General features: G+C 60.2%; 12 protein-coding genes. 3 read left to right on the top strand and 9 right to left on the bottom strand.

Annotation, left to right across the window (positions count from 1 at the left end; translation table 11 throughout):
* Positions 1-23: 23 nt before the first annotated feature.
* The 9 genes from HHL09_RS20510 to HHL09_RS20470 form a co-directional block, all read right to left on the bottom strand.
* A complete protein-coding gene (locus HHL09_RS20510) occupies positions 24-512 on the bottom strand; it encodes a DUF6530 family protein (protein WP_169456519.1) in 489 nt (162 codons plus the stop codon).
* 228 nt (positions 513-740) lie between these two features.
* The gene (locus HHL09_RS20505; RefSeq protein WP_169456517.1) at positions 741-3665 is read right to left on the bottom strand and encodes a hypothetical protein; all 2925 of its coding nucleotides are present in this window, start codon (positions 3663-3665) and stop codon (positions 741-743) included.
* 184 nt (positions 3666-3849) lie between these two features.
* Complete coding sequence (locus tag HHL09_RS20500) at positions 3850-4572, bottom strand: 16S rRNA (uracil(1498)-N(3))-methyltransferase (RefSeq protein WP_169456515.1); 723 nt, start codon at positions 4570-4572, stop codon at positions 3850-3852.
* 13 nt (positions 4573-4585) lie between these two features.
* Entirely contained in the window at positions 4586-5716 is a 1131-nt protein-coding gene (dnaJ, locus tag HHL09_RS20495) for a molecular chaperone DnaJ (protein ID WP_169456513.1), read from the bottom strand.
* Between the two features lie 2 nt (positions 5717-5718).
* A complete protein-coding gene (gene grpE, locus HHL09_RS20490; protein WP_169456512.1) occupies positions 5719-6252 on the bottom strand; it encodes a nucleotide exchange factor GrpE in 534 nt (177 codons plus the stop codon).
* Between the two features lie 106 nt (positions 6253-6358).
* Positions 6359-6877: a hypothetical protein gene (locus HHL09_RS20485; RefSeq protein ID WP_169456510.1), complete on the bottom strand. Its 519-nt coding sequence runs from the start codon at positions 6875-6877 to the stop codon at positions 6359-6361.
* A 43-nt stretch (positions 6878-6920) separates the two neighbouring features.
* Positions 6921-8357 carry a PP2C family protein-serine/threonine phosphatase gene (locus HHL09_RS20480; RefSeq protein ID WP_169456508.1) on the bottom strand — a complete coding sequence of 479 codons (1437 nt, stop codon included), beginning with the start codon at positions 8355-8357 and terminating at the stop codon, positions 6921-6923.
* Positions 8358-8372: 15 nt separating this feature from the next.
* On the bottom strand, positions 8373-8909 hold the full coding sequence (locus tag HHL09_RS20475; RefSeq protein ID WP_169456506.1) for an STAS domain-containing protein: 537 nt from the start codon (positions 8907-8909) through the stop codon (positions 8373-8375).
* A gap of 86 nt (positions 8910-8995) precedes the next feature.
* Positions 8996-9463: a hypothetical protein gene (locus tag HHL09_RS20470; protein WP_169456505.1), complete on the bottom strand. Its 468-nt coding sequence runs from the start codon at positions 9461-9463 to the stop codon at positions 8996-8998.
* Between the two features lie 96 nt (positions 9464-9559).
* Between HHL09_RS20470 and HHL09_RS20465 the strand changes: the two genes are divergently transcribed.
* The 3 genes from HHL09_RS20465 (at position 9560) to HHL09_RS20455 (ending at position 12273) form a co-directional block, all read left to right on the top strand.
* Positions 9560-10069, top strand: a complete 510-nt coding sequence (locus HHL09_RS20465; protein WP_169456503.1) for a Fur family transcriptional regulator — start codon at positions 9560-9562, stop codon at positions 10067-10069.
* A gap of 54 nt (positions 10070-10123) precedes the next feature.
* The gene (gene argH / locus HHL09_RS20460; RefSeq protein WP_169456501.1) at positions 10124-11473 is read left to right on the top strand and encodes an argininosuccinate lyase; all 1350 of its coding nucleotides are present in this window, start codon (positions 10124-10126) and stop codon (positions 11471-11473) included.
* Positions 11474-11541: 68 nt separating this feature from the next.
* The gene (locus HHL09_RS20455) at positions 11542-12273 is read left to right on the top strand and encodes a hypothetical protein (RefSeq protein WP_169456499.1); all 732 of its coding nucleotides are present in this window, start codon (positions 11542-11544) and stop codon (positions 12271-12273) included.
* Positions 12274-12307 lie beyond the last annotated feature (34 nt).

The following is a 12307-nucleotide window of genomic DNA, read 5'->3' as shown; positions in this document are numbered from 1 at the left end:
GGCCACGCAATCGGGCTTGGAACTCATCCCCTGACGTATCCAAGCTCCTTTAACTCCGCCGCCAAGCGGGTGAGTCGCTCACCGATGCGCTCGCCCTCCCGTGCGAGGCAATCGCGGAACAGCTTGATGTCTTCATCGATTTCAGGATTGGCGGTATTCACCGCAATGTTCATGGCCTCTCCTTGAAGCTCGATCCGTCCGACACTCGGTTCGTCCGGATTGTAGAGCCTTTCGAAGCGATAGGCGTCACTCATGTATTTCTGCGTTTTGCAGATGAGCAGGGCGAGATCGAGGACACGGTGAAGAGGCATTTCCTCCGACTGCCGCGACCACCTCTCACCGGTGTAGCGCCAGATCTTTGCAGAGATATCGACTTTCCCCTTCTCGTTCCATTGGGCAAGGCCGAGCGAGAGCCCTTGGACATCAGTTTCGAAGGCATATTGACCGTCCAAACGATCATAATTTTCGGCGACGACGACGGGGCGGTGCTTGAGGTGGGTGGGAATTGGCATGGCTCGTTACTGATTTACTAAATCAGTAATTTACTAATTTAGTGAATCAAGCCCCAAAAAAAATGAGATCCAAGTTGGATCCGAAGAGCCGCAAGCAAGGTGGCCGGACGCCTTCGTCTTACCCCCGAGCACCTGAGCCATTCCACTGAGAAAAGCCTTAGCCGACCAACGGAGGAGCATTCCCCAGCCTGCCAAGCCGCCCTTTTCGCTATGTGAAAGAGGAGCCCTTCAGAGCCCTTGAATCTTCCATCTCAGGTAGCGATTGCCCTCGGCCTTCGCGACGCTGGCGCTGATCTTCCCGCCTTCGATACGAATCTCGACCCCCGCCGTGGACCATGTGGAAAGATCATCCGACCACTCCGCGCCGTAGCGAATATCGGCCCGCTGGACTGGCAGGTCACGCGAGATCATGAGCTTCCCGGTCGACAAGGAAAGCGAATCGGTCTCAGCCTTGGCCAAGATAGGATTCAGAGAGAAGGCATACTCAAAACCATCCGCCATTCCATCGCGATCCAGATCGCCTTCAAACCCCAGCGCATGGCCGGGATATTCGAGAGCAGACCAAGCGTCGAAAGTAACGGGCAATGAAGGGGCCGTTGCGGACGGACTCACGATCAAAGCAGGCCCCCAGTTGCCCAAGCTGGCACCGGAAACGGAGCGGAGGCGCAGCCTCAGCGAACTGCCAGCTTGGAGAACATGCCCCGCCGTGGCGGAATTCAGGATCACGGCGGCCGAAGCGCCGGAAACAGTGCTCTCCTTTGAAGACAGCGCGGTAGAGGACGAGGTAACGGCGATCTCATCCAGCCAGACTCCAGAGGTCTTCGCATTCCACTTCAGGGTGGTGCCGCCCGCCGCCTTCCGAATCACAAAGCGCACGCGAATCGATTTGTCTGCATAAGCGGCGAGGGAGAGCGACTGTTTCACGCCCTTCTTGTCCGGCTTAGTGACACCCGGGAGACTCCAGATGGAAGTCCATGTGATTCCGCCGTCAGTCGACACTTCGGCATGCAGGCGATTGGTCGGACTCATTGCCCCGCGTCGCATCCAGAATTCGAGGGCACTGGCAGCGGCCGGCAAGATATTCCGGTCAACCGTGAAACTGTCTTCCTCGTCCGTGGCACTGGAAAGGGCGAGGCGGAAAGAGAGGGCGCCGCTGCTCCGATAGCCGCTCAGATTACTATACAAGGCGTAGGTCGTCGCGTTTCCCGGGATGATCTGGGGCAAAGGCGATCCTTCGGCACCTTCCTTCCAATCGGAAGAACCGAGGCGGGTAACTTCGAAACGATAGCTCTCGGCGGCGGGATCCGTCACGAATCCATAAGCCGCGCCGGTCACCGGAGGCTCCACGGGGCCGCTGAGCTGAAGCGGGCCACTGAGGCCGACTTTCTTCGAGGGGCCGTAGGAAAAGGCCTTGCCTCCGAGGACTGCACGCGAGCGAAGGAACCACTCCTGCCCCACGGCAAGAGTCGCCCCGGCCGTGGTCGAATCGAAGCGGAAGGAGCTCAAACCCGCCCCCGACGCCAAAGCGGTGCGCTCGAGCCAATGGGAAGCGGTAGTCGAGATATCATCGATGAAGACGCCAGTTGCCTGCGAGGGATAGTCCTCATGGGAATACAATGCAGACTGAGGATCCGCGAGGTAGTAGCGAAACCGAATGCGAATCGGCTCACTGTTTGCCGGCAGTGCAAGGGAAGCAGACTGGAAAACGGAATCCCCGGTCCCACCGAGACCGGAGTAGGGATCAGCCAAGGCGATCCAGGTGCTTCCGCTATCGGAGGAATACTCCGCGACCAACTTGGAAGCAGCAGTCATCAGGCCACGGCGGAAAGAGAAGTTCAACTGCCCTCCACTGCCGACGAGAATCTCCCGGTCGAGCTCCAGGATTTGTTCAGGCACGCCGTTGATCACGGGATCGTAGCGACTCGGAAAGGTCAGTCGAAACGCCTTCGCACCGCTCTTCACGTAACCCGGATTGCTAGCACGCAAGGGATAGGTGCCGCTCGTGCGATCAATTACCTGGGGTGCGGGAGCATCTTCCGCGCCCTCGGTCCATGCCGAGTTCCTTTTGAGGAAGAAGCCGACTTCCATCCGGTCGGCTCCCGTTACCCCGGTCAGGCTGTAGTTTCCACCCGCGGGGAAGAGCGCGGAAGGTCCGGAGATCACCGGTGTCTGCTGCAGCTTATTGGGATCGATGAGGGTCACCGAATAGCTGTAGGACGAAGGCACGCCAGCCCCCTGAATGTTCGAGACGGTCACATTCCAACGCGTGTCGGGACCGACCGCCTTGACGGCTGCGGCCGCGGGAACCTGCCAGACGATGCTGTTATCTCCGTAGCCCGTGCGGCGGGAAACCACCGTCGCGGTAACCGGACTCGAAGAAGCATTCGTCATCGAAACCGTGGCTGCCGAGAAGTCTGCACTCGGATACGAAAGCGACCAGTAGGGAGAGTTGAGCGATGCGGGGAAGAAGCCCGCGCCAGGATAGGCCGCGAAGACCGGATCGCGGGTGAAGTCCAGTTCACCGGTCTTCTGCACCACGTAGAGCGAGTTCGAAGGCGGACGGACCGTGTTGGCCGTCGAATTGAAGCTGCCGGGAGTATCGCCGGTCGCGAAATCCGAAGACCATTGGAAAAGGATCCAGCGGCGGTGCCCCACATCCAGGTTCCATGAAGATGTTCCCATGACGTCTTCCTTCAGATAGGCATCGACAGCACCGGGACCGAAGAAGCCCAAGGACAGATTGCCATTCTTGTTCGCATTCCACGCGGCGGGAGTCCATGCGGTGGTGTTGGCGCTCGTGGGGCTATGGCTTAGGCCCGCGCTGCTTGGATAGGTACGGATGATCATCAGCGCCGAGCGCTGGGCCGCAGCCGCCTTCGTGGTCGCGGGATCCGGTTGGAAGGCATCCCCTGGCTGGATATTGACCGTCGCACCGCTGTTCACCCGAATGTCAGCGCGCACTCCGGACATGGCGCGGAAGAAATTCACGCGGCGTTCCACGTCCGTGACGAACGCAGCCGACACCGTACCCTCCGCACCGGCGGCGGTGGAGGTGTAGTTCCCCGTCCACGCAATCCGGTTCCGGTAACCCTCTGACGCGCCGTAAACGGCATGGTAGAAGGACACCACGTCTTGCCGGTCGTTCGTATTCACGACAAAGCCGCGGCTAGGTGCCGACGCGTTCACGCCGGGCTCCCATGCGAAGCTTGTTACGGGAATGATTAAGACCGGCCAAAGAAACTTTGACCTAAGGGACAGCACAGAGCTGACGATACTTAGATAAGGCTAACATTCAACGGATGATTTTTGTAAAGCCCCTACGCGATCGCGCAATTCCCTAGGAGTATTCGTAACGAAGCGCCGAAATTCCAAAAAAGGCTGCGGTCTCTGCACGAAGCACGATCGACCCCAAAGTGGCAGGCAAAAATCCCGCCGCCAATGTATCCGCCCCCTCCTTCGGGGAAAAATCCCCCTCAGGACCAACCAGTAACACCACCTTTCGGGGGGCCGGAGCTTCCCGGAGGATCTCCCGAAGAGGGCGCGCGCCAGAAAAAAGCGAGGCGACAATTTTAAGATCAGCGTTCGCTTGGCCGATCCATGTGGCGAAGTCCGTAGGAGGAGCAACTTCCGGCAGGAGATCTTGGCCGCATTGTTTACAGGCCTCCAAGGCAACGCGTTGCCATTTGGCCGCCTTCTTCGAGGCATCTTCCCCGTCCACTTGGACCACCGTGTGGCGGGTGATCAGCGGTTGGATCGAGTTCACCCCCAGCTCCACGGCCTTCTGGACAATAAGATCCATCGTCTTTCCCTTTGGCACCGCTTGGGCCAGACAGATCTCCGGGGATAGGGCGGGCCGGATTTTGGTCTCTCCAAGGACAAGGCGGAGTTCCGACTTCGAGACGTCAGCAATCTCCGCCTTCGCCGATCGCCCGCGGCCATCGAAGACGGTAACCGAATCGCCGCGGCGCAGGCGCAACACCTGGGCCGCGTGCCTGGCCTCATCTCCCGTCAGCACGGCGTGCTCTCCCCAAGCTTCGGGACTTAGGAAAAAGCGCGCCATGACTCGCGGGAGATCAGAGGTCGAAGAAACGGCGTGCCTTCTGGAAGAAGGACTCCTGCATCGGGGAATTGTGCTCGCCGATGGACTCGGCGAAAGAGCGCAGCTTCTCCTGTTGCTCGGCGTTCAGCTTGGTCGGCACTTCCACCTGCACGCGGACGTGAAGGTCTCCCTTCTTGCTATTGGAAAGACTCGGCACGCCGCGGTCGCGAAGGCGGAAGAGGGTTCCGCCCTGCGTACCCGCCGGGATTTTGATCGAGGCTTTGCCATCGAGGGTCGGCACTTCGAGTTCACCGCCGAGAGTCGCCGTGCTGAAAGGCATCGGAACTTCACAGAAGAGATCGTTGCCCTCGCGCTCGAACACATCGTGTTCCTTCACGTGGAGGAACACATAGAGATCACCCGCTGCACCGCCACGGACACCGGCATCACCATTGCCAGTGGAACGCAGGCGTGTGCCGTCTTCCACCCCGGCCGGGATGCGGATCTTGATGCGGCTGGTCTTGTGCGTGCGCCCGTCACCGCCGCAGGTATTGCAGGGATCGGACACTGTTTCCCCGGCACCGCGGCACTCGGGACAGGTGGTCTGCTGGATGAAGATGCCTGCTTGGCGCGCCACGACACCGCGACCACCGCAGCTTGTGCAGGGCTTCGTGCCGCCACCGCTCTTCGAGCCGGACGCATGGCAATTTCCGCAGGGACCGAAGTGCTCGATCTCGAGCTCCTTCTCGGAACCGCGGGCCGCTTCTTCCAGCGAAATCTCCAGATCGTAGCGCAGGTCGCTACCGCGTTGCTTGCCGCTACGCTGGCGACGGCCGCCGCCGAAGAATTCCTCGAAGCCACCTCCGAAAGCGCTGCCAAAGACCTGCGAGAACAGGTCCATCGGATCATGGAAGCCACCGCCGCCACCCATGCCGCCGCTAAAGGCGGAGTGCCCGTAGCGGTCATAGGCGGCACGCTTGTCGGCATCGCTCAAGGCCTCGTAGGCCTCGCCAAGCTCCTTGAACTTCTCTTCAGCCTGATGATCGCCCGGGTTTTTGTCCGGGTGGAACTTCACCGCCAGCTTGCGGTAAGCCTTCTTGATCTCATCCGCGCTTGCTTCGCGGGAAACGCCGAGGATCTCGTAGTAGTCGCGCTTCGCGGCCATTGTCATCCTTCCTTCTCGTTCTTGGCTACCACAACGGTGGCGGGACGCAGCAAGCGGTCACGCAGCATGAAGCCGCGGCGATGCACGCGCAGGATCGTATTGTCCGCCACATCTGCCGACACCTCGTGAGAGACGGCCTCGTGGATATTCGGGTCAAAGGGCTTACCCTCTGCTGGAATCTCGGTAACACCTTGGGCTCCAAGGAAGTCATTCAGCTGACGGCGAACCATATCCATGCCGACGTAGATCATCGAGCTCTTGTCTTGGGCGGCGGCCTGCATCCCCATCTCGAAGTTGTCGATGACGGGCAGGAGGTCCTCCAGCAAGGACTGGTTGGCGTAGCGGATGGCGTCTTCCCTTTCACGGGCGGAGCGCTTGCGGAAATTGTCCAGATCGGCGGCCGTGCGCACAGCGAGTTCGCGCCACTTTACCACGTCGGCTTCCAGCTCGGCGTAAGGGTCGGCAGCGATTTCCTCGGCTACCGCGGGGGCTTCCGCAGGGGTGGCGGCCTTGTCGATCTCTTCTTCGGGAGTCATGCGCGGCGTTCCTGCCACCGGTAGAGCCCCACGTCAACACCCCGCAGGAGGAATGGGAGCCCCCGTGGAAAGAGTATCGGGATTTGGAAAACCCTCCCGGCGCAGATCAAAGGACGCCAAGTGGTTGGAGCGAAGGCCGGACCCGGCGCGGTCCCGCAGCGAGGATAGCCAACTCCCAGAGCACGATTGCGGTGACAGAGAAAATCAGAAACCAAGCTCCGAATGACTGATTCCCCTCCTTTATCAGCCATCTCAAGGCTCCGGCCGGGGCGACCCCAACCACGAGAATGCGGCCCATCCAAGCCACCGGGCGATGCTTGACTCCAACCGCAGCCAGAATGCCAAGGCAGCAAGGGATCCCCGCCATGGCCATGGAAAGGTGCAGACTCTGGCGTTCAGATTCGTTTAGCGCCGCAAAGGCCCCCATCATTCCCGCATTGAAGGCGATTCTCAGGAGCAGGACAAAACTCAGGAGGGGTCCAGCGAGCGCCATGCCGACCTGCAACAGCAGTCCGCCCGAGCGATGACCGACAACCACCATCACCGCTGAAACCAGGAGCATCACGGCCACCAAGGCCAAGCCACCGAAAGCGGCGTAAAGGATTGAATCCGTAATGGTGAGCACGCACCTAACTACGCAGGGCACCAGTGGCTTCCATCACTTGGGCCTAGCGTTTCTCCACCGCCACGAGAGTCACGTCGTCCATCTGCGGAGCCTCGCCGACGAACTTCGCGAGTTCGCGCTCTACGCAGCGGATGGTGGCCTCTGCTCCCAGGGAGGCGCATTCACGGAAGGCCTCGCGGAGCCGCTCCATGCCGAATTCCTCACCGGCGGCATTCACGGCTTCTTTCACTCCATCGGTGTGGAAGAGAAAGCAATCACCCGGGTTCATCCGGATCTCCTGAACCTTGGTGACGCGCTCAAAGACGTCTCCTTCATCGATTCCCAAGGCTAGACCGGGGGGCTTGATGAGTTCCACGCTGCGTTCCTCCGCGCGGTAGAGCAGGGCGGGGTCATGTCCAGCCCGGGCAAACTTGACCGTGCCGCCATCTCCCTCGATCACCGCGTAAAAGAGGCTGATGAACATGTCCTCCTTGATATCCGGGAAGAGCTGGCGGTTTACCCGGCCCAGTGCTTCCGCGGGGCTTTCGTGAACTCCAGCAAGGGAACGAAGTACGCTACGACACATCGCCATCAGCAGGCCGGCAGCCACCCCTTTCCCCGAGACGTCCGCGATGACCACGCCATGCCGACCGTCTCCAAGGTCGAGGTGATCATAGTAGTCACCACTGATAATGCGGGCCGGCATGTTGGTCCCGCTGACCCGGTAACCAGGGACAACAGGTTCTCCCTGCGGAAGAAGCACGCGCTGCACCTCGCGGGCGTTGCGGAGCTCTCCTTCCATCTGGCGCTTCTCGCTGGCTTCGCGGTGGACAAGGGCATTCCCGATCGCGAAGGCGGATTGCTCGGCCACGGTGCGGAAGACCGCGAAGTCATTTGCCGTGAAGGGAGCCTCCTCCTTGCTGCGGGTCACCGACAGCACTCCGAGATCTCGGCCGCCATGGCGGAGGGGGGCAATGAGCGCCACGATCCCCTCCCCCGGACTGGTCTTGGAATTCCGAAAGGATTCATGCGCCTTCACATCAGCGATCTGAAGGGCTTCGCCCGCTGCCAGAACCGCGCCGAAGACGCCCTCGTCCATAGGCACTTGAGCGAGACGCAGATGGCTATCAAGGGCTCGTGGATCCTTCAGAGCCTTTTGTTGGACCTCGGCAGGAACTCCGACAAGCGCCGGACAGGATGCGGAGAGATACCTCGGCTGGAGCTTCTGCCGCGAGTCATCCAGCAGGTAAAGGGCTCCTCCCCTGGCCGCAACAACCTTGTTTACCCCATCAACGATCAGGCGATAGAGGCCGGTCATCGTGGTATCGCTACCGATTGCGGAGCCGAGATCGTGAAGGAAAGCGAACATGCGCTGTTCCTCGCCTTCGAAGGCATTGAGCTCCTCATTCTTGTTGCGGAGCTGGACCTTGACCTTCCGCATCGCGACCGCGAGGCCGATGACAACAACGGCTAACAGAAGGTAGGTGACGAGGTGCTGCATTTGCGCGCAGGCCCGTCAATCGGCCTTCTGTTCGTTTTCGGCGACCTCTTTTTCGAGGATGCCGACCACTCCGGCGAACTTCCGGGCGTTATCCGCGTTGGTGGCGGAGAGAACCTTGTGGGATTCGAGCACGTGCTTGGCCCGATCTTGGGTTCCGATAGGACGGCCCAGTTGATAGGGCTCCAGGTGAGAGCGGACTTCATCCGCCTTTCCCCTCCAAATTGCAGAGGGAGGATCGATCTCAAGCAAGCAATCGAGACCGAGATCTTCGAGGGAGTTCCGGTTCCGTTCCCCTGCGCCCGCAATTTGGACACCGCCGGAAGAACCGAGCTTGGAGAGACGGGCGGAGAAGCTGGCGAGCTGCCCCATGAAGGTGGAGTCCATGCCCGTGCAAGCTTCGAGGTCGATGACCAGACATCGCTCGCCGTCAGCTATTCGCTTCTCGGCGCATTCCTTCATCACGGGACTGGTAACGAAGGAGCCTTTTCCTTCACACCGGATCCATGTGAAGCCGTCGAAGACTCCAACCAGAATAGCGTTTTCCGAACTCACGAGAGAGGGACCGAACTTACTTGAGACTGGGTAATCTTAAATTCCGCCTGCCCATCCGGTCAACCGTGCATCGCAACGAAAACGCGCTATTGCCACAGATAAGACTGCCGGGAGGCTACTTCCCGGCCCTCCCGGTAGAGTTTGCAGCGCCAGGCGAGGATCGCGGAGGCTTCACCCTTAGGGCGGTAATCGTCGCCAATGATGGCAAACTCGGCTTTTCCCTTGGTTTCTCCGGGCTCGATCTTGTGGACCATTTTCTTCACACGGCTGCCCGTGGCACCCTGTTGGAATTCGAAAACCACCTCGCCGGCACCCGTGCTGGATGGGTCGTTCCAAAGGACTGTATAGTAATAGCCCATACGTTGTCCCTGCTCCTCGACGCTGATCGCACCATGGAAGCGGCGCTGGAACTCGCCACGGATCATCGGATCGTCCGAGTCGTCGACCTTTACCTGGCGGATGTGGAAGGGCCGGACATCCAGCACTTGCGGGGTTCCGCACGAAAAGAGCGAGAGTGCGGATATGGTCAACGCGAGTGCCTGCCAGAGCTTCATCCGCCGCATTCAAGCAAGCCGCCAGCCCTTGCCAACCCGTAAAATCAAGCAGCTTCGTTCTTTCCCGGCGCTTGCTCCCGCGTTTAGGTTCTCCCTGTGGATCAATCCGTCCTCGACCGACTCGACACCTTCATCCGGAAAAAGGGGCTCCGCCGCACTCCGCAGCGGGATGCGATCGTGCGCACGGCCTTCGCCAGTGACGAACATTTCACCTCCGAGGAACTCTTCGACCGCTCCCGGAAAGCAAATGCCGGGGTGTCCCGAGCCACGGTCTACCGGACGATCTCCCTGCTGGTAGAGGCCGGGCTGCTCCATGAGATCGATCTCGGCGGGGACCTGAAGACCTACGATCCGAACTTCGTCGAGAAGCCAAGCCATAATCACTTGGTCTGCATCGACTGCGGCAAGGTCTTGGAATTCGCGGACTCGCATTTGGAGGTGCTCAATGATTGCCTGACCCGCCGGATGGGCTTCCGCCCCGTCCGACAGTCGATCAAGATCGAGGCCTGTTGTGAACAACTCCGGAAAAAGGGAGTCTGCCCGAATCTGATCACAGCCCGGGTCTCCGGAAAGCGGCTGCCGAAACGGAAACGCCAAGGGAGCTGAAACCCAGCGTGTTTTCCCTTGCGTGCCGGGACGAGGTGCCCGCTACTCCGCGCCATGTGGAAAGGCCGCTTTGCCCAAGACACCTCCTCGCTCGTCCAACAGTTCGGTGAGTCGATCAGCTATGACTGGCGCCTCTATCCGCACGATATCGCCGGCTCGATCGCCCATGCCCGCGCGCAAAAGCAGGCGGGGCTGCTAACCGACGAGGAGTTTTCCTCCATTGAGAAGGGTCTGAAGGAGATCCTTGCGGACATCGAAGCGGGCCGCTTCGAGTTCAAGGCCTCGCTCGAGGACATTCACATGAACGTGGAAGCCGAGCTGACCAAGCGCATCGGCGCCGCCGGGGCCAAGCTCCACACCGCACGCTCTCGGAATGACCAGGTCGCGACAGACACCCGTCTCTACTGCCGGACCGAGATCGACCTGCTGGTTGCTGCTATTTCGGAACTTCAGTCCGCCCTGCTTGACCGTGCCGAGAAGTATGCCGCCACGGTCCTCCCGGGCTACACGCACCTGCAGCGTGGCCAGCCGGTCACGGTCGGCCATCACCTGCTTGCCTATGTGGAGATGCTGGAGCGGGACAAGGGCCGACTTTCCGATGCCCGGAAGCGGCTCAATATCTCGCCGCTCGGCTCCGGAGCCTTGGCCGGATCCACGATCAATCTCGACCGACGGGCGATCGCCGCAGAACTCGGCTTCGATGGCGTCACCACGAACTCGATGGATGCCATCGCGGACCGCGACTACATTGCGGAGGTCCTCTTCGCGACCGGCCTGTGCGGGGTTCATCTGTCCCGCCTCAGTGAGGACCTGATCCTGTGGTGCACCGCGGAGTTCGGCTTCGTGATCTTTTCCGACGCCCACACGACCGGTTCCTCGCTGATGCCGCAGAAGAAGAATCCAGATGTCTGTGAGCTGACCCGCGGGAAGACCGGACGTCTCGTGGGCAACCTGATGAACCTGCTGATGGCCGTGAAGGGACTGCCCCTCACTTACAATCGCGATCTCCAGGAGGACAAGCCGCCGCTCTTCGACTCGATCGACACCCTGAAGCTGGTGCTGGCCGTGAACACGGAGATGATCGCCGCCATGGAAATCCGCGAGGAGCGCGCCCTCGCCGCTGCAAGCGATCCGATGCTCCTGGCAACCGACTTGGCGGATTGGCTGGTGAAGCAGGGTGTGCCTTTCCGCCATGCCCACGAACTTGTCGGCAAAGCGGTGGCCGAATCCGTAAAGACCGGTGTGCAGCTCGACCAACTCGATCTCACGAAGATCGACGCAGCCTACAATGATGACGCCAAGCAGGTCTTCAACCTGCAGCGTGCGCTCGCCGCCCGAACGAATCCCGGCTCACCATCCATCGAGAATGTGAAAGCGGAGATCGCCCGTTGGAGAAAGGGGTAGCAAGGGGTTACGAATTTGCGCGTATTTTCAACTTCGCGACATAACAGCGACAAGATATAGAGGGGCCCGTGAAAACGAAGCCCCTCTCCTTCTTCTTCGCTCTCCTCTCCCCAACTCTTTGGGCAGGGCCGGTGATTGAAGTCCGCAATGCCGATGGCAAGACCTTGATGATCGAACTGCTGGCCCTTGACGGCGAGAATGTGGTCTTCACGACCACCGGGGAAAAATCGAAGGAGCATACGCTCGGGCTCGCAAAGTTCGATACGGACTCGCAGGAGAAGATCCGCGAGGAAGCCAAAGCCTTGCCGCCGCGCCTGCCAAAGCTCGACATCGAGGTCGTGGTTTCCAAGCGCCGCGAGAAAGACGGCTATTACATGATCAATCAGGAGGTCTCCGCGAAGGTGAAGCTGCGCAACCTCAGCGCCCGCATCCCCTTCCCCGCAACCAAGGGAACGATCACCTATTTCGGCCGCAACCGGAAAAACCCGGACAACTACCGCGTAATGTCGAAGCGGTCCTTCGATGTCGAAGCGCTCATCCCGAATAAAGGAACGGAAGCCGAGGTGCTCGGTTTCAAGACCAGATTCGACAGCGATAACAAAGGGTACGGAAACGTGGGTGGTTATGAATATGACAGCTACCTGCTGATTCTCGCAGATGCCGAAGGAAACATTATCGCCAACAAGACCTCCGATGCCGGGGTGAGGGCCGCGATCGAAAAGGATGCATCCAAGACCAAGCAGCTCTCGGATCTAGCTGAGGGCGCGGTCGTGGACAAGAACCTGGAGATTCAGCAATAACACATTCCGCTGGCGCGGCGTTCGCTTCCTCCCG

The organism is Luteolibacter luteus (assembly GCF_012913485.1).
Taxonomy (GTDB): domain Bacteria; phylum Verrucomicrobiota; class Verrucomicrobiia; order Verrucomicrobiales; family Akkermansiaceae; genus Haloferula; species Haloferula lutea.
This window is presented reverse-complemented; position numbering and strand designations above follow the sequence as displayed.